Genomic DNA, 24386 nt, shown 5'->3' with positions numbered 1-24386 from the left:
GTTAAAATAGCTTACTAATTTAAAGTTCCTTGTAATGACAGCCGTTTTTAGGGACAGCTTCATTCAATGTTGAAAAGTGGGTGGGAGAGCGTGGAAATAAAGCATTTAAAATATTTTATTGAAGTGACACGCATGGGAAGCTTTACCCGTGCCGCTGATCACTTATATATGACGCAGCCGGCAATCAGCAGAATCATCAAATCACTTGAAGATGAAGTGGGAACACCTCTTTTTATTCGCTCTCGAAAGAAATTGATGTTAACCGAAGCAGGAAAAGTCCTGTATGAGCATGCACAAGAGATCGAAAGACAGTTTCAATCCTTGCAGACTGCATTAGATCAGCTTTCCAATCAACATAAAGGACATTTACGGATTGGTCTGCCCTCCATCATTGATTCCATTTTTTTCTCCAGGCTATTAGCTTCTTTTCATGAAGAATATCCTGAAATTACCTTTCAGCTGATTGAGGATGGTTCAAAAGGGATTGAAGAAAAAGTGATGGAAGAACAATTGGATTTCGGGGTAGTCTTTTTGCCTGCTCCGCATCATATATTTGATTCCTATTCGCTGGGGGAAGAAGATCTTCACCTTATCGTACCATCCAAACATCGGCTCGCTAATCGGGAAGAAGTGACATTGGATGAATTAAAGGATGAAGGTTTCATTATGTTCAATAAAGACTTTTCCTTGAGAGACAGTATCTATACCGCCTGTTTAAAGTCCGGGTTTGAGCCTAGAATCATTTCGGAGACATCTCAATTGGATTTTATTGAAGAAATGGTTGCTTCCAGCCTGGGAATTACTTTATTGCCTGAGAGTGCCATTAAAGGTCTGAACAAGGATATTAAGGAAATAAAGATTGCTCATCCTACGATTAAATGGCATCTGTCCATGATTTGGAAAAAAGATCATATTTCTTCCCACGTAAAGCAGGAATTTATACGGTTTGCCGAAAAGAATCTTATACAAAATAATTGAGGATTTTTCTCCCCGATTTAGGAGAGAATCCTTTTTTTATTTGTGGTTACAATAAAAAAACGTTTACATGCGTTTTTGTAATGGAAACCATGATTTATCGGCATTTTACTTCAATCTTTTGCCTGTTATATAATGAAGAGTACAAGTTAGGCCATCTACACTGGGTGAACCATCCGGTGATACTATAAAAGTAAGGTGATTTAAGAATGAAAACAAGAAAAATGGGTGATACACGTATCATCCAAAACGACCAAGTACTAATCAATGATTTGAATAACTATCACACTTTATTCGGTGGGGTATTAATGAAAAAGCTTGATGCATGTGCAACATTGACAGCTTGCAGCCATGCAAGAGTGAAGGAATGTGTAACAGCCTCAACCGATTCCGTGAACTTCATGGAACCAATCAGACAGAGTGATAAGGTTTGTATCGAATCATTCGTTGCATATACAGGAAGAAGTTCAATGGAGATCTTCTGTAAAGTCATTGCTGAAGATATGATTACAGGAAACCGCAGAATCGCAACTACAGCCTTCTTGACTTTTGTTGCATTGGATGAAAACAAGAAACCAATCGAAGTGCCTGCAATCGTTCCAGAGACAGAAGAAGAGAAATACCTTTATGAAACAGGTCAGGAACGTGCCAAGATCAGAAAACTTAAAAGACAGCAAAACAAGGATCTTGTAGAACATTTAACATTAGAAAAACCGTATTAATAGTTGAACGGAGGAGCTGATAAAATGGTAATTACAACGAGCTTTAATGAATTAGTAGCTGCCCAAAAGGCAATCAATGAATTGAAAACAGAAAAGCCGGTGATCTACAAGCAATTAGCCAATATTATTCATCTCACTCGTCAATTGCAATTCAAGTATCAATATATGGGATGCTTAATTATGGATGAAGAGCCTGGGAAATTCTGTCCTGACATTCAAGCTGACTATGTTGTGAACGTTTATCAGCAGGAAATTGAAAAGTTGAAAGCCGATAGCAAAATCGTGGAGCTCAAGAAATTTCTTTCTGAATACAGCCAGATTGGATACAGAAATCTGTGCAGATTAGTGATTGGGGAGAATCCGAGAGTACTGGTTGGGCCACAAGTAGTTTAATGAATGAAGTGAAAAAGACCTGAAGTCTTTCATCAATGATGATGGACTTCAGGTCTTTTTGCCTGTGCACGAACATGTCAGCGCTGACATAAAATTTTATTGAATGCTATCTTTACATTTTGATCAAATTGGAGTAAACTATATTAATTCCAACTAAGTTAATAAGATAAGAGGGGTATTAAAATGGAACAACCAATAGTTACGGAAAAACGGTTTAATTTCAAACCAACAACAGTAATATCAGAACTCAGCCCAGTTCAAAAGCCGCTGATGGCATTGGGAATATTAGTAGCTTTTATATTATTCATAGCAATTACTGCCGCAGCAGGATGGGTACAGGGTGTTTTATATATCATAGGATTGGCATTAGGGGCTACATTGCTTCATGCCAGATTCGGCTTCACTTCGGCATTTCGTCGTCTCGCTTCGGTAGGGAATGTCCAGGGGCTGCAGGCTCACATGGTGATGCTTGCGTTTGCTACAACGTTATTTGCGATTATATTAAGTACAGGATTTAGTTTTACAGGAGTTACTCCCGCTGGATATGTATCGCCGGTTGGCATTAGTGTGATTTTCGGCTCCTTTATGTTTGGTATAGGGATGCAGCTTGGTAATGGCTGTGCTTCAGGTACCTTGTATAATCTTGGAGGAGGGGCTTCTTCTATGATTCTTACATTGATAGCTTTTATTATCGGTTCAACTGTTGGAGCCTATCACCTTCCGTTTTGGACGGAAACTCCTTCATTGCCACCTATATCACTGGCGGAATCCACAGGTCTCGGATTCTTTGGAGCCTGGGTGGTTCAGATGGCATTATTCGCCTTGATCTATCTGGTAACTGTCAAAATCGCCAAGCGGAAAAATCCTCCAGCAATGAAGCCACTTCCGACAACAAACGGCTGGAAGAAGATCTTCAGAGGATCATGGCCATTGTTTGCAGCTGGAATTATCTTAGCGATTCTAAATGCATTAACGCTGACAGTAAGAGGTCAACCATGGGGAATTACATCAGCCTTTGCTCTATGGGGCGGAAAGGCGTTGCAGGCAATCGGCGTGGATGTCAGCTCATGGGGGTATTTTGCAGGTGCAAATGGCGAAGCCTTAACACAAACGGTGTTAGCCGATTCAACCAGTGTGATGAATTTTGGTATTATACTGGGTGCCTTTATCGCAGCGGCTGCCCAAGGTAATTTTAGACCAAGAAGATTCAAGCCTGGTATCGCAGGTGCGGCAATCGTCGGCGGCCTTCTGATGGGATATGGCTCACGTCTGGCCTTTGGCTGCAACATTGGGGCCTACTTTGGTGGTATCGCATCATTTAGTCTTCATGGCTGGGTATGGGGAATCATGGCTCTGCTTGGAACAGGATTGGCGTTGTTTATAAGACCATTATTCGGAATGAAGAATCCAAATAAGTCAGATCAATTCTGCTAAATCTAGAAATCTAACACACTATAAAAAGTCCCTGGTCAAAGAGTGATAGAACTCCTTGCCGGGGATTATTTAATGATAGCTTTATTTTTCACCGCTTAATTCATCTAGCATCTTTGTCTGAAATTTTTCGTTTTTCAATGCTTCAACCCCCGCGCTATCCCGCCTGAAATCTGTTCTTTTAGATACAGATATATGCCTGAAACTAGTTATATCCGAAAAGGAAATATATCTTCCGGATAAAATATATCTGCCCAAAAACCATGATATCGCCCTTTGACATACGGATATCAGCGCCTATTCCAAAATATCCTAAAAAAATTGGCCGCTGCTATTATGCCGCAGTGCTCGGGACAGCGATTCTCACCAAACCAATCGATTATTCGAACCTTCGATGGTGAACAGACTATGTGCAATCAGAAATTGAGCACCGTAATAAGTAGTCATGATAAGTGAGTCAGCAAATGGTACGGGTGAAAGGAACATGTTCCAGGAGAGAATGGAATCCGAGATAAGAAATAAAATACTGCCGATTGCTGCCCATTTGTTCCCTGTCATTATAGCGGAAAATGCCATTACAGAAATAACGGAAATGTAGATGACGACTGGCATCATGAGATGTCCATTTCCATCCTGCCCGATAGCTTGGGTTAATTGCAATGCCATAATTATTCCGTATCCAGCTATTGGGAAAATCGTTAAAAATCGTGCCAGTGAAAATTGCCATTTCTTGAAAAAACCTGTCATGTAAAATAAATGTCCAACAAGGAATGCGGATAATCCGATCATAAACCAATGTATGGTCGCATCCCCAACCATACAGAAAACAATTCCGATCATCACGAGCCATTGGGTAACGGATTTTCTCCTTGGCGATTGCTGGAAGGCATATAAAAGGATAAGAACCATTGGAATAAGCTTAAAGAACAGACTGAAAATTAACGGTTCAGATGGAGCAATAAATAGATATACAAGCCCCATTGCCAGGATAAGTAAAGGTATGCGGTATAGAATCATCTTGTTCACTCCTCGGATGTATTACCTAATAGATTCTATAAAAAGGGATAAAAACCTTCTTTCAGTATAGAATTTGCTTCTTTTTTATCATACTTTTCGTAAGTGATGTTGTTTCTTAACTGTTCATTTGATAGAAACAGCGACGTAACAGCAACACCCGCTTTCCGCTCCGGGCAGTCGCTTTCCGCGGCGGGCGCTCTCAGCTTCCTCAGAAGCAAGCCCGGCTTCTTGCGGGATCTTCAGCTGTTGCTATTCCCGCTGGAGTCGACTGCCCTATGCTCCAATCCATCAGCTTCATAATTGAATATGAGTAAATCGATTCAGAAAACCAAATCATAGCGCAGTGTATTTCCGGAGTGGAGATAAGCTCATCGTCAAGTTACTTCGAAGTTTATATCTTTAATGTAAAAACAACAATCTTAGAGAAAGTGGTCTTTTATATTATGTGAAGGATTAAGAATAGTTGTGTGCCTAACAGAGCTGATTTTAAAAGTGATGAAAAATAGGGATAATAAAAAGCTCAGGCTTCTTACATATAGAAGCCCGAGCCATGCTATTTGCCTAATTGGCAAACTCTGCACGTATTGTTTTAGAAGATTGGAGTATAAGAACACCTGCGAATTGCATGGTAATCTTAATGATGATTTGGCCAAGAATCGCCATCCAGACCGCTTCCCAAGGGACAAACCCTGCACCTAGAGGAGACAGACCGACAATAACGAAGATAGTAGAATCCAGTATTCCGCCAATTATCCCGCTATATAAAACACGGAGACTCATAGACTTCTTTATTCTGGAGTAAATCTCTGTATCGGCTGTTTCGGATACGAGGAAACTAATTGTGCTGGCAAAGACAATCCATAATGTGTCACCTAACAAATAACTGGAAACAGCGGACAGCAGTAAGGCCGTACCTATAAATAAGTAGGTCTTCTTCTTGCCATATTTATTCTGCACCATATCTCTAAGGATGAATGTCAATCCAATCAGGAATGAACCCCAAGGGATAATGAACAGCCCAATTTCCAATGGGGCAAATTTTGCGGTAACAATATTAGCGATAATAATGACAATTAGGTATAAAAATATACGCATAAAAAGCGCTCCTTTTTCTTTTTTTATCAGGAACACCTACATGCTAATGAGAGGTTAATCTGCATTCTGATTCGCAATTGTCTCTATAAAACAAGCTATTCAAATCTGAAGTTTTAAATTTGCTAAAATGAAAAAAGGCAAAAATAAAAACTATATCCTAAAGAAAGATATAGTTCATCTTTAGTTTTTTATAGAGGGTTTTTCTAGAACCTCTCCCACAAGGTAGGTATTGAATTGATGTTTATCATTATACCACAATTTTGCTTGAATTCCATATTGAGTTTTTGGAAGTGGATATGATTTACATCCCTGACAGCTTTTGGGGGATTATAATTGTATTGGTATGTAGTTTCTGAAAAAAATAGCAATATCGTTAACGTTTTCAAATTCCGCCATATAAACGATTTGCTCTTTTACAAAGCCTAAAACAGCGGTGGGACTATTTACATGTTCTAAATTTTGTTTTATACTTATAAGGTTGTTTTTTGAGTTTACTATCAATTTCTACATCTTAGAGGAGGAAATAACAACAATGAACTCTAATGAGAGGGATGAAATACTTAAAACTATCCCGCAAAAAGGATTTTTCGGTCATCCGAAAGGGTTATCGACATTATTTTTCACAGAGTTTTGGGAACGTTTTTCCTATTATGGAATGCGTGCCATATTACTCTATTATATGTATTACCAGGTAACGAATGGCGGATTGGGGTTAGATCAAACTACGGCTAACTCGATTATGGCAATTTATGGTTCGCTTGTATATATGTCTGGAATCATCGGTGGCTGGATTGCTGACCGAATTCTTGGAATGAACCGTACGGTATTCTACGGTGGCGTTTTGATTATGATTGGTCATATTATACTTTCCTTCCCAGGAGGGCTGACCGCATTACTTGCTTCCATGCTGTTTATCGTAATTGGTACAGGCCTATTAAAGCCAAATGTTGGTGGAATGGTTGGAGAATTGTACAGCAAGCAGGATCCGCGTCGTGATTCAGGATTCAGTATCTATTATATGGGAATTAACATGGGTGGATTTATTGCGCCTTTAATTGTCGGAACAATTGGACAGAAATACAGTTTCCATCTTGGGTTTGCTTTTGCGGCAGCAGGTATGTTTGCAGGACTGATCGTCTATTTGCTTACTCGAAAGAAATATTTCGGCCTTGCAGGTACGATTGTGCCAAATCCGCTAACAGCAACCGATCGCAGGAAGGTAACGAAGACTATCAGCCTTTCAGTTGTGGTGCTTGCCATTATCTTTTGGTTGGGAGTTTCCGGCGGCTGGTTAACCATTGAACGGGTTATCTTCTTTATCAGTATCCTTGGTGTCATCATCCCGACGGTTTATTTCATTACAATGTACCGCAGTAAGAAAACGACTGCAGATGAACGCTCCCGCTTACTGGCTTATATTCCGCTGTTTGTGGCAGCAATGATGTTCTGGGCGATTCAGGAACAGGGATCGAATATACTCGCAACCTATGCAAACGAACGCACACAGCTGACATTTGCTGGATTTGAGCTTCAATCATCCTGGTTCCAGTCCTTAAATCCATTGTTCATTGTAATGCTTGCGCCGATCTTTGCTTGGATGTGGGTCAAGCTTGGTGATCGTCAGCCAAGTACGCCTCAGAAATTTTCATTGGGACTGATTTTTGCTGGTCTTTCATTTATTGTAATGATTTTCCCTGCATTGATTAATGGTACGGAGAGTCTGGTAAGTCCGCTTTGGCTCGTACTAAGCTTCTTCCTTGTTGTACTCGGGGAATTGCTATTATCGCCAGTTGGTCTTTCAGCATCCACAAAGCTTGCACCAGCTGCATTCGCAGCACAGATGATGAGTCTTTGGAACCTATCCAATGCTTCTGCACAAGCGATCAATGCGCAGGTTGTTCGTTTCTATTCAGTAGAAACAGAAGCAATTTATTTTGGAGTTATCGGTGGAATTGCGATTCTGCTTGGGATTATTTTATTCCTGATCTCTCCAAAGCTCCGGAGGTTTATGAGAGGTATAAACTAAATTATCACAATCTTACCAACAAAGGGTGGCTCATTATATATGGGCCACCTTTATTTTTGTCTAAAGGATCCTTTTCTTAAGGCTGTTCTGTGAATGGATGGTTGTTACTTAAAAACTATAAACTGCGATGTAACAGTAACGGTCGATTTCCGCTCCGTGCATTCGCTTTCCGCGGGCACCGCTTCAGCTTCCTCAGAAGCAAGCCCGGCTTCTTGCGGGATCTTCAGCTGTTGCTTTTCCCGCTGGAGTCGACTGCCCTGCGCTACAATCAATCAGTTTAAAAATTGAATATCAATTATTTAATTCAGAGAATACAATCACAACGAAGGAAATACACGTAGACTCCTGCGGGAAAGCGAAGACGCTAAGACCCCACAGAGAGCGAACTTTGCGAGCGAGGAGGCTTAGCGCGAGCCCGCGGAAAGCGCAGTGTATTTCCGGAGTGGCAATTAACACACTATAATTTCTATAAATAGTGACAGAGCAGCATAGAAATGAGGAAATTCTCTTTGGCATTTTTGTATTCAATAAAACCGAAGACGCTTCGCAGTATGCTTCCTCGGTGCAGATACCTAAAATAGGACCCTTTTCTTAAACAGGAGCATATAGTGAACTCTAAACGGCCTTTAGCTGTGCGCTTTAAACCTGCGGGTAACTAAATGTGACAGGCATGATGTATGACTAAACCTGGAAAATATGAAGGTTCGTCCAGGATACAACTGTCTCTTTCCTGAGCAGCCGAAGCCTAGCTTTAAGAAAACATAGGTTTAGATACTACATTACTCAATACATTCATGAACGGACCTGTTCCTCCAGAATAAATGCATCAACGCCAGTATTTTGTACTTTCCGTAAATGATTTTCAGCAGCGCCTTTGCTGGAAAAGGCACCTGCCTGAACCCGGTACCAGGTAACACCTGAAATGACAATCCTGTCTGCAAAAGCATCTATTCCCTTGGATTTTAGAAAAGCGACACGTTCATCTGCGTTTGCTTTTACTTGGAAGGAACCTGCAATAATTTTGAAGATCGTTTCAGTATTGTCATCGCTTCTTTGTTTTAGGTTGAATGCCTTGGCCAATCCGTTCACATGTCCTTGTGCAACGCTTTGTCTCCACGTATCCTGTTCCATGAGCTCTGCATCCTCCTGATGATCGATGAATCCATTTTCTGATAGGAAGGCGGGCATAGCCGATTCACGAAGGACATGGAAGTTCGCTTTCTTTTGACCGCGATTCCGCAGCTGATTGAACTTTATGATTTCCTGATGCATGATATCCTGATATATGGCAGTCTGGGACTGGTCAGAAAGCGAATTATGAATGAAATCTTCATATCCGTCGGCAGCACCATTAAAGGCGTTGCAATGAATGGATAGAAAGTAATCTGCTCCCCAGCTATTTGCTTCATCTGTTCTTTGGCTGAGGCTTTTGCTGCTGTCATTTGTCCGGCTCATTCTTATTTGGATGTCTTCATAGTTTGCGGTTAATTGTTCACGTATACGCAAAGCAATGTCCAGTACGACATCCTTTTCCCTTAAACCATTGCCGGTAGCTCCAGGATCCGTACCACCATGCCCCGGGTCTAAATAAAGTTTCATATTAAATCTCCTCCTGTATTGTAGTGTATGATTCGCCAAAGTAACCGATTTGGACAAACATCATCGTTTCATGCAATTTCCACTGTTGTCACTTCTGCGATCCGTTTTGCTGATAATTAGCTCAGCCTTCACAACTACAATCGAGTGAACTTTATCTTTAGGGGTGAATATAGACGTATAAATCCTTCATTGCACATATAAGCAAATCATTATATACTAATGAAAGATTTGCAGGAAGGTGGTGAGAGGTTTGCTGCAAACAGCTATAGAAATGGAAAAAGCGGCACTGATATTAAAATTATTGGGTGATAAAACAAGGCTTACCATGATGAAACTTTTGGATCATCATGCATGCTGTGTTTGTGAATTCGTTGAAATCTTTAAAACGAGCCAGCCTTCCATCAGTCAGCATCTTCGTAAGCTGAGGGATATTGGTCTTGTCAAGGAAGAGCGAAAAGGACAATGGATATTTTATTCTGTTAATAAACATCATGAATACTATCCTTTTATTGAGCGGATTTTAAACCAGCTTCCAGATCAAGATGAGAAGTTAAAAGAATTGGAAATCAAGGGAACAAGAATCACCTGTTGTTAGTTTGGAGGAAAAAACGTTGACAATTTTGGCAGTATGTATATTTTTAGCAACACTTTTTTTGGTAATATGGCAGCCAAAGGGATTATCGATTGGCTGGTCAGCAGTTGGCGGAGCAGCACTTGCGCTGATTGCTGGTGTCGTAGACTTTGGTGATGTTGCCGAAGTGACAGGCATTGTTTGGAACGCCACTTTGGCGTTTGTAGCAATTATACTTATATCTTTAATTCTTGATGAAATTGGATTTTTTGAATGGGCATCCTTGCATATGGCAAGAGTTGCAAAGGGGAATGGGATACGGATGTTTGTTTATATCAGTCTCCTTGGCGCCGTTGTAGCAGCCTTTTTTGCAAACGATGGAGCAGCATTGATCCTGACTCCGATTGTACTTGCAATGGTCCGTAACTTGAATTTCACGGAAAAGATGGTCTTTCCTTTCATTATGGCAAGTGGGTTCATTGCGGATACCACTTCGCTTCCATTCGTAGTAAGTAATCTTGTAAATATTGTATCAGCCGATTTCTTCAGTATTGGATTTGTCGAGTACGCCTCACGTATGTTTATCCCGAATTTATTTTCATTGGCGGCGACGATTCTGGTATTGTGGCTCTACTTTAGAAAAAGCATTCCTAAAAACTATGATGTTTCGAAATTAAAGGATCCGAGAGATGCAATAAAAGATCCAAAAATGTTCAAACTATCCTGGTATGTGCTTGGAGTACTGGTAATTGGCTATTTTTCCAGTGAATTCATCCAGGTTCCAGTATCGATCATTGCTGGAATCATAGCGATATTTTTCATTCTTATGGCAAGAAAAAGCAGGGCTGTCCATACAAAAGCAGTTATCAAGGATGCACCGTGGAATATCGTCTTCTTCTCCATTGGAATGTATGTTGTTGTATTTGGACTGCGTAATGCCGGCTTGACCGATTGGCTTGCAGGTCTAATCCAGACTGCTGCTGAACATGGTCTGTTTACTGCAACTGTTTCCATGGGATTCATTGCAGCAATTCTTTCGTCCATTATGAATAATATGCCGACCGTGATGATCGACGCGATTGCAATTGCTGAGACAGATACGACTGGTGTGATACGCGAAGCATTGGTTTATGCCAATGTCATTGGGTCAGATCTCGGGCCAAAAATTACGCCGATAGGTTCTTTGGCAACCTTATTGTGGCTCCATGTTTTATCCAAGAAAGGCGTCAAGATTTCTTGGGGTACCTATTTTAAAACAGGGATTATCCTAACGATACCTATCCTGTTTATAACCTTGATTGGTCTATACCTGACACTGCAAATTTTCTAAGGAGGCAATAACATGAGTAAAAAAACAATCTATTTTCTATGTACTGGTAATTCCTGCAGAAGCCAGATGGCGGAAGGATGGGCCAAAAAATATCTTGGTGATGAGTGGGAAGTAAGAAGTGCCGGAATTGAAGCCCATGGTTTGAATCCAATGGCTGTGAAGGCAATGAATGAAATTGGAATAGATATTTCGGATCATAAATCTGAAATGATCGATCCGGAATTCCTCCATCATGCTACGATGGCAGTTACGCTATGCGGGGATGCAGCTGACCGCTGCCCAATGACACCCCCACATGTGAAAAGGGAGCACTGGGGCTTTGATGACCCAGCAAAGGCCCAAGGGACGGAAGAAGAAGTCTGGGAGGTATTTCAGAGAGTGCGTGACGAAATCGGGGATCGCATAAAGCTCTTTGCAGAAACAGGTGAATAGAATTTCAACTTGTGCCAAAACTATAAGCAGTCATGCATGAGGAGGCACAAGGATGAGCAATAGGGAAAAGAAGCATAACAATCAATTCAAAGAGAATGAAAATGCTGGAGAACAACGGAATGGGCGGAAAAGTCCGTATAAGAATTTTAATCCAGACGCTGGTGACTCACCGAATCAATATCTTGATAATAAAAAATAGAAAAAGTGCGGATTTGCTGTGAATCCGCACTTTTTTCTATGTTCTTTTCGTAAGTATTACCAGCCAGGTATAACGGAACCATTGAAGTTTTCTTCAATAAATTGTTTGACCTCATCGCTTTGGTAAAGATCGATAAATTGCTGAACGACTTCATCTTCTTTATTTTCTTCCCGTACTGCAATTAAGTTTACGAATTCCGAATTTTGCTCGATGAAAATGGAATCTTCACCAGGAACGAGTCCAGCTTCAAGAGCGAAGTTTGAATTAATTGCTGCTGCATCGACTTCCCCTAACTGTCTCGGAATTTGGGCAGGATCAAGTTCAATAAACTCAAAATCATGAGGATTGTCGGCAATGTCATTGATTGTAGCATTTACACCAAGGCCTTCTTCAAGCGTAATCAGACCGGCCTCTTCAAAAAGCAGGAGTGCACGTCCCCCATTGGTAGGATCGTTTGGCAGTCCAACACTTGAACCATCCTCCAAATCTTGTAAATCGGTTACTTTCTCTGAATACATACCCATTGGGAATGTGACCGTGTCCGCCACCTTCACAAGGCCTAGATCACGCTCTTCATTCATCACATCAAAGAAGGGCTCGGTCTGGAAGCTATTGATGTCAATCTCTCCCTCTGATAAAGTGACATTTGGCATTACATAGTCATTGAATACGACGAGTTCAATTTCCAGTCCTTCCGCCTCTCCAAGCTCTGCTACCTTCTCAACAATTTCTTCATGCGGGCCAGCCGTGACCCCGACTTTTAGGACATCATCTTCCAAAAGGCCTTCCGCCTCATCAGATCCGCATGCCGCCAATAGACCAATTAATAAAACAATAAGTGCCAAAAATAATCTCTTCTTCATTGTAATCCCTCTCTCTTCTAGTAGTTATGCTTCTTGATAGGTTAAATCTTCTACCGTTTTAAATGCTGATAAAACACGATCAGCTGTTATCTCAAGGTCCATATAATGAATGGATTCCTGTGGTAGTATCGTTTTGTTGATAATCCTTGATAAAAGCTCCTGATCTGCAGGGTCGATTGAGAAGCTCTTCAGATTGACTGGGAACCCCCATTCTTCATAGTACAAAAGCAGTCTTTCCAATTCGTCTGTTTTTCCTTCTAATGCAAGCTGAACTAATATTCCATAGGAAACAATCTCCCCGTGAAGGAAACGCCGAACTTGGTCTGCAGCTGTCAGCCCGTTGTGGATGGAATGGGCACCAGCGATTCTGCCTGCCTTACTCCCAAACCCGCCAACCATGCCACCGGTAAGAATGATGGTTTCAATAACTCGAACCAGTGCATCTGTAACCGTGTTGTTTTCGACGGCCTCAATGGCAGATTTTCCGTCTTTTAATAGGATATCCCGGCATACCTTCGCGGAAAATTGTGAAACCTGCAGCCAGACAGGGAGTTCCTGATCCTTATAAAATGCTTTGACCAATGCATCAGCTTCATAATATTTTGCTAATGTATCGCCAATGCCTGCCTTTAAATAGGTAAGCGGTGCTTTTGCAATGATTTCCGGTTCAATGAGTACAAGTGTGTTGGCAACTGGAAATTCGGTATAGTGCGAATGCCTTCCGTCCTCATGATAGAAAACACTTAATGGTGTCCATGCGGCACAAGTTGCCGCGATAGTCGGAATCAATATGGATTTGACACCTGCTTCTGCTGCAGATGCTTTTGCAATATCAAGGGCAGTACCGCCCCCTATTCCAATGACCGCATCCACCTGGTCAGCTAGATAGGCTGCAGCCAGATCGTTGGCTTTTTGCAAGGTACAATGTCCTTCAATCAATGTGTGCTGACTCACAATCAAATCTGTGAATTCAGCTGGGAGGAACGGCTGTACGGCTTTCCATGAGGTGTTTCCGGAAACAATATGTACCTTATGGACTTTAAGATCTGCCAACAGTGTATGTAGTTCCTTTAGAACACCTTCACCGATACGATAATGACCTGGAGCACCCTGAACGGTTGCAATTGACATATGTGACACTCCTTTGAGGTTGAATTCAGACCCAAATAGCTTCCATGAATGGATCTTAGCTATAATTCCGCTTCCGCTTTATGACCTTATAAAACAAAAAATGCCTCTCAGTAATGAGAGGCATTTGCGATTTATGTATGCAGTCCCCTCTTATTTTTCAAAATACAGATGTATTTTGCAGGATTTAGCACCTTTTCGGGAAAGATATTCCCTGAAAGGTTGCCGGGTTTCATCGGGCCAGTCCCTCCACCACTCTCAATAAGAGATAAGTTTTATAAAGTTGTTTCTATATCTTAATATTATTCTTTTTAAAAGTCAATCACTATTGTAAAAAATCAGTCATTTGCCATTGGAACTTCATAGTGGAATTGGTTCCCTTATGGTAAAATAGGCAGGATAAATCACATCAGATATAACATAAAATCTTTAGAATCAAGGTGTAAAATAGATATGCCACATAAAACGAAACGAAAAGATACAACATTTCAGGTAATACAGTTCAGCGCCATTGGAGGTGTAAATGCCCTCATAGACATTGGGACATTAAACCTCCTTCTGCTTATGTGGCCAACAACCGATAATCAGCTGCTTACCTTGTATAATACAATCGCATATACGTTGGCGGTAACCAACAGCTATTTGTTCAATTCCAATCTGACATTCCGAAAAAGAGCCAGCAAAAACAAAAAGGAAATGGTATTTTTCTGTCTGCAGGCAATAGCAAGTCTTGTAATTAGCAATGTGGTCTTGCTTGGAGGAATTGCTTTGCTTGATCTAATCTCTATTCCAATGTTCATCCAGCAGAATATTGCTAAAGGAGCCGCAATGTTCCTCTCCTCTACCGCGAGCTATTTCTTTATGCGCTATTTCGTTTTCCGGAAAAAGGAAGGCCGAAAGGAAATAAGCAATTAATCTAATGGTTGATTACAATTGTCGGTGAACCGGGAATTGCATGATGCCGCAATCTGCACATGATGATTGCGTAAGTCATTAATCAGCTTCCTCAGAAGCAAGCCCGGCTTCTTGCGGGTTGCTATTCCCGCTGGACCTCCTTGACTTCTAACAACCATCTCAAATTATTTATGACTTTATTCTATAAAGAAAGCACTCAGTAAACCCGATAACTGCTCCGGCCGATTTCCGCTCCGGGCAGTCGCTTTCCGCGGGCACCGCTTCAGCTTCCTCGGAAGAAACCCACTTCCTGCGGGATCTTCAGCCGTTGCTATTCCCGCTGGAGTCGACTGCCCTGCGCTCCAATCCATCAGCTTAATAATTGAATATCAGTAATTTGATTCAGAAAGCTAAATCTTTCCGGAGTGGAGATAAGCTCATCATCAGTTACGTTGCATTTTATATATCTGATATAAAAACAACAAACTTTGAGAAAACAGCCTAATGAAAAGAAAAAGCACTTGTATGTACACATCCTATAATTACTTGTCCGGAGGCGAGCTAAAGTCCGGATCTTTCCAATATTACTTTCTATATTTTTTACTATATTGGATATGCATCTGACCTGTTTGGGCTTTAATATGTATCAACATAATTCTCCAAATTCCTCCTTATATGGATAAAAACCGATAGAATAACAGGTTTTGCTTAGGAAGAAAACCCTGTAACCGAACTGTTTTCCTGGGTTATTTGCCTATATCAAGAAATGCTATCCTCTGGATTCCCCGCCGAAATAACTACTAACTTTACAAAACCTTTACATACGACTCATACTTCCTTAATATTTCCCTACTATACTATCAATTGAGGGGCATAATAGCCCACAAAAAAATAGTTCATAAATCAGGGGAGGACAATTACAAATGAATTTCAAAAAGTACTTAATGTTCCTTTTAATTGCAGCATTGGCAGCAGTGCTTGCAGCATGCGGAGGATCAGAAGAAGAGAATACTGGTACAGAAGAAGAATCTGCAGCAGGCGAGACGGCTTCTGGAGACAGTGATAGTGAAAGTGAATCAGCTGAACTGGAAGGAAGCGTAGTGATTGATGGATCCGGTACCGTTTTTCCATTGATGTCCCGACTGGCTGAAGAATATATGATCAATGAACAGCAAGGCGTTTCTGTAGAAGTAAGCCGCGCAGGAACAAGTGCTGGTTTTGAAAAATTCCTCATGGAAGATGGAACAGATTTTAATGATGCATCCCGCCTTATTAAAGAAGAAGAACAAGCAAAAGCAGAAGAGCTTGGAATAGAAGTGAAAGAGCTGAAAGTAGCACTTGATGGTTTAACGATTGTAACAAATCCTGAGAATGATTGGGCTACAGAATTGACTGAACAGCAAGTCAAAGATATTTTCCTGGGAAATGTTACGACTTGGTCTGAAATCAATCCTGAATGGCCGGAAGAAGAGATTCAAACCTATGGGCCGAATGAAAATCATGGAACATATGAGTTTTTCTATGAAAATATTTTGGAAGAACAGGATTTAGTAGAATCTATTGATTTGCAGCAAGAATACTCAACTCTAGTAACACTTGTTTCTGAAGATACAAATGCAATTGGATTCTTCGGATTTGGTTACTATGACAGCAACAAGGATAAAGTCCAGGCAACAAGCATTGACTTTGGAGATGGACCTGTTGCGCCGTCCCTTGACACTATTGCTGAAGATGGCGACTATGCCGGATTCACGCGTCCTGTGTTTACGTACTTGAATGTAAACCAGGCTAAAGAGAAGCCACAAGTACTCGATTATGCATTATATGTAATGAACAATACGAATGCATTTGCCGGTGAAACAGGCTTTGCGCCAATTCCGGAAGAAGAAGCGCAAGCACTTGTTGAAGAGCTGGAAGCATTGAAATAATCCAATCCTAAAAAGAGAAAATGAATTCTGATAAGATGAGAGCCCTTTGTGACGCTCTCATCTTATTGTGACTTTTTAAGATGCTTGAAGGGGGGCACCTAAGATGGCAGCAAGCAGCGAATTGCACAAAAAAAACGCTGTAAATGTAAGAGAAATGATAGCTGAAAAGAAAAAGAAGAAAAATTATTCCAATCTGATGGAAAAAATGGTTCCCGCTATTCTAATCATGATTGCTTCAGTCTCTATCCTGACAACAATAGGAATCATTTATACGTTACTGGCTGAGTCCGTTGAATTTTTCAAAATGGTTCCGATTTGGGAATTCTTTACGGGTACGGTATTAAGGCCTTTGAGCCAAAATCCCGAATTTGGTGTGTTGCCTTTGATTACGGGTACGGTTATTTCATCTGTCATAGCAATGTTTGTGGCGGGTCCGATTGGCTTGATGTCCGCCATTTATTTGAGTGAATATGCATCAGAAAAAGTAAGAAGAACGATTAAACCTCTTCTAGAGATCCTTGCTGGAATACCAACGATTGTGTATGGGTTTTTCGCATTTACTTTTGTGACACCGATAATCAGAACGATATTTCCCGCTGTGGAAGCGACAAATATATTAAGCCCGGGTCTTGTGATGGGGGTCATGATTATTCCAATGATTGCATCATTATCAGAGGATGCCATGACTGCTGTACCGAACTCAATGCGTGAAGGTGCACTGGCACTCGGAGCAACGAAGCTGGAAACGACTTTAAGGGTTGTCATTCCCGCTGCACTGTCTGGAATTATTTCTTCATTTGTGCTTGGGATTTCCCGTGCAATTGGTGAGACGATGATTGTTACCATTGCAAGTGGAAGCTCCAAAAACTTTACCTTCGACATTACTCAATCTATGCAGACAATGACTGCATATATTGTTGAAGTCTCTGGTGGGGATGCCCCTGCCGGATCGACGATATATTACAGCTTATATGCTGTTGCATTAACGCTATTTGTATTCACTTTATTGATGAATCTGCTTGCTAGATACATCTCTCGTAAATTTAGGGAGGAATATTAAAATGAAGTATGTAGATAATGCCCAAGTAAAGAAGCGTATGTCTTCCCGTGTATTGAAAAATAACATATGGAAACAATTATTTTTGGCCGCGACGTTATTTGGGCTGGCTGTACTGGCTATCCTGCTTATCCGGGTTTTTTCTCAAGGTGCTGCATGGATTGATTGGAACTTCTTAACCGGAAGATTATCAACGGATGCAGAACGTGCCGGTATCATGGGTGCGATTCTAGGAACATCCTGGCTCATGCTCATTGTCATTCCTGTCACTATTTTCATTGGTGTCGGCACGGCCATCTACTTGGAGCTATATGCAAAGGAAGGGAAGTTCCAGTCCCTTATCGCTACTAATATTTCCAATCTTGCTGGGGTACCTTCGATTGTATATGGCCTCTTAGGTTTGACCATTTTTGTCAGGGCAATGGACTTTGGAAATGCCGTCCTGGCTGGTGGATTAACCCTCTCTTTGCTTGTATTGCCGATTGTGATTGTGGCTGCCCAGGAAGCAATCCGGGCTGTTCCGCAGTACCTGAGTGAGGCGTCTTATGGTATGGGTGCGACTAAATGGCAGACTGTGAAGAATATTATTCTCCCTGCCGCATTACCAGGTATTTTGACTGGGTCAATCTTGGCTCTCTCCCGTGCCATCGGGGAAACGGCACCACTGACAGTCCTGGGAATCCCAGCGCTGCTGATACCTTTCCCTGAAGGAATATTTGATACATTTACAGCAATGCCGATGCAGATTTACTACTGGACCCTTGACTCCTCCCTTGTTCAAGAATATGCATATTTAGCAGCGGCAACAATTATTGCTCTATTGGTACTGTTATTCCTTTTAAATTCGGTTGCCATCTTTATACGGAATAAATTTCAACACAGATATTAATTTTAAAAGTATCGCCCTGCAACGGACGTATAATTAACATGAAGGAGAGGAAATGGATGAGCCCCTTAGTAGATACGAAGAAGGTGCAAGTTAATCGCCGTAAAGATGAAAAGATAATAAGACAGAATGAAGTTGTCTATGATACGCAGGACCTTAATTTGTGGTATGGAGAAACACATGCACTAAAAGACATTAACCTGTCCATTAGCGAAAAGGAAGTAACCGCGATAATTGGGCCTTCAGGTTGCGGAAAATCAACTTATATCAAGACACTGAACCGAATGGTGGAGCTAGTTCCTACAGTTCGTACAACAGGGACGATTACCTACAAAGGCAAGAACATACTGGACAGGTCGTTTAAAGTGGAGGATTTAAGAACACATGTAGGAATGGTTTTCCAAAAACCGAATCCATTCCCGAAATCCATTTATGAAAACATTGCATATGGGCCCAAAATTCATGGAATCCGCAATAAAAAGGTACTCGATGAAATTGTGGAGAAAAGCCTTCGTGGTGCATCGATCTGGGATGAAGTGAAGGATCGTTTGAATGAAAATGCCTATGGCCTATCCGGGGGACAGCAGCAGCGTCTTTGCATAGCCAGGTGTTTGGCAATCGAACCGGATGTTATTCTGATGGATGAGCCGACTTCTGCGCTGGATCCAAAATCAACCTTAAGGATTGAAGAACTGATTCAGGAACTGGAAAAAGAATATTCCATTATAATTGTGACACACAATATGCAGCAGGCTGCACGTATTTCCAATAAAACAGCCTTCTTCCTGAACGGTGAAGTAGTGGAGTTTGATGATACGAATACCATCTTTACCAAGCCCGCAGATCGGAGAACGGAGGATTATATTTCCGGGAGGTTTGGATAAATGTAAAATTGGCTTCCAGTCTTAAAAGGCGGGAGCTTTTTTTATGGGTAAAAAAGGAAAAGCCTATGAAGCTCGTCAGCTTATTATTCTCGTTTTCTATGAATATATATAAATATGAAGCATGGAATGGAAGGAATTCATCCTGTTTTTGTTATAATGAATAAATCAATAAAAAAATTGGAGTGTTTCCCATTGCTTATACGAGCAGCTAAGACAACTATACAGATTTTGGCCCTATACGGTATTTTTCTGGCTGGAAACTGGATCCAGCAAACATTCAATCTGATTGTTCCCGGAAGTGTTATTGGTATGATTATTTTCTTTATTCTTTTACTGACAAAGGGAATCAAAGTGACTTGGATGGAGGAAGGCACCAAATTGATTGTTAATCATTTAACATTGTTTTTTATCCCGGCAACGGTTGGGGTCATCAACTATTTTGATCTATTCTACGGGAAAGGGCTTCTGGTCATTTTGATAGTTCTTATCAGCACTATCCTCGTAATGGGGATTTCAGCCAGGGTCAGTCAGCGATTAATGAGAAAGAAGGAATTACAGCATGACTAGCTTCATGATTGGTTTTCTATCGGTAGTGGGGACATTGGTGGTTTATATGCTAACATGGCAATTACATAAAAAAATTGTCTTGCCTATTACGCTGCCGATATTTCTTGGTTCTATTTTGATTATTGCAGTATTGCTCATCTTTAACGTATCATACGATTCCTACATGGTTGGCGGAGAATGGATTAATCAATTGCTTGGGCCTGCCGTTGTAGCACTTGCCTATCCGCTTTATCAGCAGCGGCATATCCTTAAGGAACTGATGATACCGGTTCTGTTTGGTACATTGGCTGGTGCGGTAGTAGGGGTGGTAACAGGGATAGTGCTTGCGATGTGGAGCCATGTCGATGACTACATTGTTTATTCCCTGATTCCGAAATCCGTGACAACTCCTGTATCGATGGCGATAGCAGATTCTATGGGCGGTGTCACATCCCTGGCGGCAGTCTTTGTCATCGTTGCAGGAATAGGTGGTACTATTATGAGTCCATTTGTGTTTAAGCTCTTTAGAATTAACCATGCGATTGGGCGTGGTGTTGGTCTGGGTAGTGCATCCCATGCGGTCGGTACTGCCAACGCGATGGAGCGCAGTCAGTTGGAGGGTTCTGTAAGTACAGTGGCAATGGTATTAAGTGCAGTTGTTGTCTCCTTCATTTCCCCGGCAATGGTGTTCATGATTATGTAAGGAACTGTGATAAAGCACAACCTTTGAAAATCCTGCCAGCATTTGAAATAATGACACTAAGTCAAAATGGATAGCAGAAGAGGAGATGTGTGTATGAAAGTTCTAGTAATCGGGGCCAATGGGCAGATCGGCAAGCGTATTGTACACTTACTTCAAGATAGTGATCAGCATACGGTCCGGGCAATGGTCAGGAAAGAAGAGCAACAGCAAGCATTCTCCGCTTCCGGAGTTGAGGCCGTACTTGCCAATCTGGAAGGCAGTGTGGAGGGGATAAAAGAGGCGGTAAAAGGAATGGATGCCGTCATCTTCACGGCAGGTTCAGGCGGGAGTACTGGATCTGATAAGACATTACTGATTGATCTGGATGGTGCTGTAAAGGCAATGGAAGCTGCTGAAGAGGCAGGTGCCAATCGATTTGTCATTGTCAGTGCATTTCAGGCCCATCATCGGGAAAGCTGGGATGACAGCCCCATTAAACCATATATGGTTGCCAAGCATTATGCAGACAGAATGCTGGAATCAAGCAATCTGAACTATACGATTGTAAGACCAGGCGGATTGCTCAATGAACCGGCAACAGGAAAAGTGAAAGCGGCAGAAAATCTGGAGCGGGGTTCTATTCCGCGTGAAGATGTGGCACAAGTCGTCGTTGACTCATTAACGGCAGAAAGCACCTACCGAAAAGGATTTGACTTAATAACAGGAGATGTCTCCATTTCTGAGGCAATTAAAGCTTTAAAATAAATATCAGCGCCAAGTGTTCGGTTAACCAACCACACTTGGCGTTTTATTATTTCGCATGAAAACTAGAGTGCGCAGAGAACATTGCCCAGAGAGAGAAGAAAACGCTAAAGGGCGAAGGTTCTGATACCAAATAAACGAACCTAACATCATTCGACAAAAACCGGGAAGTGACAGGCACCTCAAAAAAATGAAAATAACTATTGAATTATTATACATAATGATGCATAATAATTCATTAATAGCACAATTAGAGAGGGGAAATATATCATGACGAAGGAAAAAATCGTGTTGGCATATTCCGGAGGGCTCGATACTTCCGTTGCGGTGAAATGGTTACAGGATAAATATCATTATGATGTCATTGCAGTGGCACTGGATGTCGGAGAAGGAAAAGACTTGGACTTTGTTAAAAAGAAGGCATTGGATGTCGGGGCAATAAAATCCTATGTTATTGATGCAAAGGAGCTTTACGCAGAGGAATATGTACTTCCTGCGCTCCAGGCAAACCTTTTATATGAAGGGAAATACCCGTTGATTTCAGCACTTTCCCGCCCATTGATCGCAAAGATTCTTGTAGATATCGCAGAAGAGGAAGGAGCGATTGCTGTTGCGCACGGCTGTACTGGCAAAGGGAATGACCAGGTACGTTTTGATGTTGCGTTTACAGCTTTAAATCCAGAACTTAAGATTGTTGCTCCTGTACGTGAGTGGGCAATGTCAAGAGAAGAAGAGATTGCGTATGCCAAGGATAACCATATACCAATTCCAATCGACTTGGATAGTCCATACAGCATCGATCAGAATTTATGGGGCAGAAGCAATGAATGCGGTATTTTGGAAGACCCCTGGGCGGAGGCGCCAAAAGATGCCTTTGATCTGACAGCAGATCCGGTTGATGCACCGGATGTTCCTGAAGTTATTCAGATTACTTTCGACCAGGGAAAACCGGTTTCCCTGGATGGTAAAGAGATGAAGCTGGATGATTTGATTTTGAAATTGAATGAAATTGCAGGTAAGCATGGCGTCGGCAGAATCGATCATGTGGAAAACCGTCTTGTCGGGATAAAATCAAGAGAAATCTATGAAGCTCCTGCCGCCATGACGTTAATTGCAGCACATGAGGAACTGGAAGCATTGACACTGCCTAGAGAAGTTGCTGAATTCAAGCCGATTATAGAACAAAAACTGGCGCAGACCGTATACTACGGTTTATGGTACTCTCCACTGACGGAGGCTCTTCAGACCTTTATCAGCAAAACGCAGGAGCATGTTTCCGGAACCGTAAAGGTGCAATTGTATAAAGGCCATGCACAGGTAATCGGTCGTGAATCGGCACAGTCCCTTTATGACTTTGATCTGGCAACCTACAATAAAGCAGACGCCTTTGATCACGAAGCAGCGCTTGGCTTCATCAAGCTATGGGGATTGCCGACGAAGGTTCATGCCTCTGTCAATCACACATATGCAAAAAATAAATCTATTGAAAAAGTGAAACTGGAAGTAAAGGAAGCTGTTCAAAAGTGAAATTATGGGGAGGGCGTTTTACAAAACCAACCAATCAGTTAGTCGATGAATATACGGCATCAATCAATTTTGATAAGAAACTGGCAAAATATGATATTCAAGGAAGTATCGCCCACGTGAAAATGCTTCATGCCTGTGGAATTATTCCAGAAACAGACGCAGAGCTTATTGCCAAGGGACTAAAGGAAGTCTTAAGAAAAATCCAGTCAGGGGAAGCGGAACTAACTGAAGAGCATGAAGATATCCATATGAATGTGGAGAAGCTTCTGATTGAAGAAGCTGGTCCTGTCGGAGGGAAGCTCCATACCGGGAGAAGCAGAAATGATCAGGTTGCTCTTGATATGCGTCTTTATTTGAGAGAAGAACTGGTAAGGATTGTTCAGCTCCTTGAAACTGTTCAGCAATCGCTGCTCCAGCAGGCCCAGGCAAATCTTGATACCGTGATGCCTGGCTACACACATCTTCAGCGAGCGCAGCCTGTACTATTCGGTCATCATATGATGGCATATGTATTCATGTTCCAGCGTGATGCAGAAAGGCTTATGGACAGCTTTAAACGTGTAAACAAATCGCCGCTGGGTGCTGGTGCACTGGCCGGGACTACTTTTCCAATTGATCGTCAGTTTGTGGCAGATCAGTTAAATATGGAAGGCTTCTGTGAAAATAGTCTTGACGCAGTCAGTGATCGTGATTTTGTTGTAGAGTTTCTATCCAGCGCCTCCCTGATTTCTGTACATCTATCGCGTTTGTGTGAGGAGCTTGTACAATGGTCTAGTGCAGAGTTCAGTTTCATTGAACTGGATGATGCCTTCTCAACAGGAAGCAGTATGATGCCGCAGAAGAAAAATCCGGATGTAGCAGAGCTTGTGCGAGGTAAAACCGGCAGAGTGGTTGGTCATTTAATTGGAATGCTTACTACACTGAAGGGATTGCCGTTAGCCTACAATAAAGACATGCAGGAAGACAAGGAAGGCATGTTTGATACGGTGGATACACTAAAGGGTGCACTGGCGCTGTTTGCTCCGATGATTGAATCGATGCAGGTGAAAAAAGAAAATATGTATGAGGCAGTGCGGAAGGATTTTTCCAACGCAACAGACCTTGCAGATTACCTGGTTGAAAAGGGAATGCCATTCCGGGATTCACATGCAGTTGTGGGGCAGGTTGTGCTGTACTGCATTCATAACGACAAATATTTGCTTGATTTGAGTTTAGAAGAATTCAAGACATTCTCTGAATCGATAGGGGCAGATATCTTTGATGCATTAACACCTGAAAATGTAGTCAATGCTCGGAACGTACCCGGCGGTACAGCCAAAAACCGTGTGGAGGAGCAGATTCAAACTGCTCTAGACGTTATCGGGCGAACCAATCAATGGATTGAACAACAAGAGGGGATAGTCCAATCTTAGGCTTAAAATTTATAGACTAAATGTAGT

24 protein-coding genes and 2 riboswitches are annotated in these 24386 nt (G+C 41.7%); of the genes, 19 read left to right on the top strand and 5 right to left on the bottom strand.

All coding sequences use genetic code 11. From position 1 onward, the window contains the following. Positions 1-90: 90 nt before the first annotated feature. The 4 genes from OMHG_RS04350 to OMHG_RS04335 all read left to right on the top strand — a co-directional run bounded on the left by OMHG_RS04350 (position 91) and on the right by OMHG_RS04335 (position 3524). Positions 91-978 (top strand): LysR family transcriptional regulator, encoded by an 888-nt coding sequence (locus OMHG_RS04350; protein ID WP_044476703.1) that lies wholly within the window; start codon positions 91-93, stop codon positions 976-978. 206 nt (positions 979-1184) lie between these two features. After that, positions 1185-1697 (top strand): acyl-CoA thioesterase, encoded by a 513-nt coding sequence (locus OMHG_RS04345; protein ID WP_010648649.1) that lies wholly within the window; start codon positions 1185-1187, stop codon positions 1695-1697. Positions 1698-1721: 24 nt separating this feature from the next. After that, a complete protein-coding gene (locus OMHG_RS04340) occupies positions 1722-2090 on the top strand; it encodes a hypothetical protein (protein WP_010648647.1) in 369 nt (122 codons plus the stop codon). 183 nt (positions 2091-2273) lie between these two features. Beyond that, positions 2274-3524 carry a YeeE/YedE family protein gene (locus tag OMHG_RS04335; RefSeq protein WP_010648645.1) on the top strand — a complete coding sequence of 417 codons (1251 nt, stop codon included), beginning with the start codon at positions 2274-2276 and terminating at the stop codon, positions 3522-3524. 360 nt (positions 3525-3884) lie between these two features. Here the strand turns inward: OMHG_RS04335 and OMHG_RS04330 are convergent, their stop codons facing one another. Further along, positions 3885-4538 (bottom strand): lysoplasmalogenase, encoded by a 654-nt coding sequence (locus OMHG_RS04330; protein WP_010648644.1) that lies wholly within the window; start codon positions 4536-4538, stop codon positions 3885-3887. Between the two features lie 561 nt (positions 4539-5099). After that, positions 5100-5633 carry a VUT family protein gene (locus OMHG_RS04320; protein WP_010648642.1) on the bottom strand — a complete coding sequence of 178 codons (534 nt, stop codon included), beginning with the start codon at positions 5631-5633 and terminating at the stop codon, positions 5100-5102. 174 nt (positions 5634-5807) lie between these two features. Next, positions 5808-5852, bottom strand: a riboswitch (PreQ1 riboswitch). Between the two features lie 313 nt (positions 5853-6165). On the opposite strand from OMHG_RS04320, the gene OMHG_RS04315 reads away from it, so the two are divergent. After that, positions 6166-7659 (top strand): peptide MFS transporter, encoded by a 1494-nt coding sequence (locus OMHG_RS04315; protein WP_010648639.1) that lies wholly within the window; start codon positions 6166-6168, stop codon positions 7657-7659. Positions 7660-8451: 792 nt separating this feature from the next. Here OMHG_RS04315 and OMHG_RS04310 read toward each other — a convergent pair. Beyond that, positions 8452-9258, bottom strand: coding sequence for an N-acetylmuramoyl-L-alanine amidase (locus OMHG_RS04310; RefSeq protein ID WP_010648637.1), 807 nt, complete (start codon positions 9256-9258; stop codon positions 8452-8454). A 250-nt stretch (positions 9259-9508) separates the two neighbouring features. Between OMHG_RS04310 and OMHG_RS04305 the strand changes: the two genes are divergently transcribed. Genes OMHG_RS04305 through OMHG_RS18730 form a run of 4 tightly spaced genes read left to right on the top strand, consistent with a single transcriptional unit; the run spans position 9509 to position 11790 of the window. Beyond that, positions 9509-9853 (top strand): ArsR/SmtB family transcription factor, encoded by a 345-nt coding sequence (locus OMHG_RS04305; protein ID WP_010648636.1) that lies wholly within the window; start codon positions 9509-9511, stop codon positions 9851-9853. A 16-nt stretch (positions 9854-9869) separates the two neighbouring features. Beyond that, positions 9870-11159 carry an arsenic transporter gene (locus OMHG_RS04300; protein ID WP_010648634.1) on the top strand — a complete coding sequence of 430 codons (1290 nt, stop codon included), beginning with the start codon at positions 9870-9872 and terminating at the stop codon, positions 11157-11159. A gap of 12 nt (positions 11160-11171) precedes the next feature. Continuing rightward, on the top strand, positions 11172-11591 hold the full coding sequence (gene arsC, locus OMHG_RS04295) for an arsenate reductase (thioredoxin) (protein ID WP_010648632.1): 420 nt from the start codon (positions 11172-11174) through the stop codon (positions 11589-11591). 52 nt (positions 11592-11643) lie between these two features. Next, positions 11644-11790 (top strand): hypothetical protein, encoded by a 147-nt coding sequence (locus OMHG_RS18730; protein ID WP_010648630.1) that lies wholly within the window; start codon positions 11644-11646, stop codon positions 11788-11790. Between the two features lie 56 nt (positions 11791-11846). On the opposite strand, the gene OMHG_RS04290 is transcribed toward OMHG_RS18730, so the two are convergent. Continuing rightward, positions 11847-12653 carry a MetQ/NlpA family ABC transporter substrate-binding protein gene (locus tag OMHG_RS04290; protein WP_010648628.1) on the bottom strand — a complete coding sequence of 269 codons (807 nt, stop codon included), beginning with the start codon at positions 12651-12653 and terminating at the stop codon, positions 11847-11849. A 24-nt stretch (positions 12654-12677) separates the two neighbouring features. Beyond that, positions 12678-13784, bottom strand: coding sequence for an iron-containing alcohol dehydrogenase family protein (locus tag OMHG_RS04285; protein ID WP_010648626.1), 1107 nt, complete (start codon positions 13782-13784; stop codon positions 12678-12680). A gap of 147 nt (positions 13785-13931) precedes the next feature. After that, a riboswitch (SAM riboswitch) is annotated at positions 13932-14049 on the bottom strand. A gap of 185 nt (positions 14050-14234) precedes the next feature. Between OMHG_RS04285 and OMHG_RS04280 the strand changes: the two genes are divergently transcribed. The 10 genes from OMHG_RS04280 (at position 14235) to argH (ending at position 24359) form a co-directional block, all read left to right on the top strand. Further along, entirely contained in the window at positions 14235-14696 is a 462-nt protein-coding gene (locus OMHG_RS04280) for a GtrA family protein (protein ID WP_010648624.1), read from the top strand. 902 nt (positions 14697-15598) lie between these two features. Continuing rightward, positions 15599-16603 (top strand): PstS family phosphate ABC transporter substrate-binding protein, encoded by a 1005-nt coding sequence (locus tag OMHG_RS04275; protein WP_010648622.1) that lies wholly within the window; start codon positions 15599-15601, stop codon positions 16601-16603. 103 nt (positions 16604-16706) lie between these two features. Then, a complete protein-coding gene (gene pstC, locus OMHG_RS04270; RefSeq protein ID WP_010648620.1) occupies positions 16707-17663 on the top strand; it encodes a phosphate ABC transporter permease subunit PstC in 957 nt (318 codons plus the stop codon). 1 nt (position 17664) lies between these two features. Further along, the gene (pstA, locus tag OMHG_RS04265; protein WP_010648618.1) at positions 17665-18549 is read left to right on the top strand and encodes a phosphate ABC transporter permease PstA; all 885 of its coding nucleotides are present in this window, start codon (positions 17665-17667) and stop codon (positions 18547-18549) included. A 56-nt stretch (positions 18550-18605) separates the two neighbouring features. Beyond that, on the top strand, positions 18606-19430 hold the full coding sequence (pstB, locus tag OMHG_RS04260; RefSeq protein ID WP_010648617.1) for a phosphate ABC transporter ATP-binding protein PstB: 825 nt from the start codon (positions 18606-18608) through the stop codon (positions 19428-19430). A 156-nt stretch (positions 19431-19586) separates the two neighbouring features. Then, the gene (locus tag OMHG_RS04255; protein ID WP_147629001.1) at positions 19587-19997 is read left to right on the top strand and encodes a CidA/LrgA family protein; all 411 of its coding nucleotides are present in this window, start codon (positions 19587-19589) and stop codon (positions 19995-19997) included. Next, complete coding sequence (locus tag OMHG_RS04250) at positions 19990-20679, top strand: LrgB family protein (RefSeq protein ID WP_010648615.1); 690 nt, start codon at positions 19990-19992, stop codon at positions 20677-20679. The genes OMHG_RS04255 and OMHG_RS04250 overlap by 8 nt, the downstream gene beginning before the upstream one ends. A gap of 93 nt (positions 20680-20772) precedes the next feature. Then, positions 20773-21423, top strand: a complete 651-nt coding sequence (locus OMHG_RS04245) for an SDR family oxidoreductase (RefSeq protein WP_010648613.1) — start codon at positions 20773-20775, stop codon at positions 21421-21423. Between the two features lie 267 nt (positions 21424-21690). After that, on the top strand, positions 21691-22947 hold the full coding sequence (locus tag OMHG_RS04240) for an argininosuccinate synthase (protein ID WP_010648611.1): 1257 nt from the start codon (positions 21691-21693) through the stop codon (positions 22945-22947). Then, positions 22944-24359, top strand: coding sequence for an argininosuccinate lyase (gene argH / locus OMHG_RS04235; protein WP_010648608.1), 1416 nt, complete (start codon positions 22944-22946; stop codon positions 24357-24359). The genes OMHG_RS04240 and argH overlap by 4 nt, the downstream gene beginning before the upstream one ends. Positions 24360-24386: the final 27 nt, after the last annotated feature.

This window comes from Oceanobacillus massiliensis str. N'diop (genome assembly GCF_000285495.1).
Taxonomy (GTDB): Bacteria; Bacillota; Bacilli; order Bacillales; family Amphibacillaceae; genus Oceanobacillus; species Oceanobacillus massiliensis.
The sequence above is the reverse complement of the archived record's forward strand: the minus strand, read 5'-3'. Positions and strand labels throughout refer to the sequence as shown.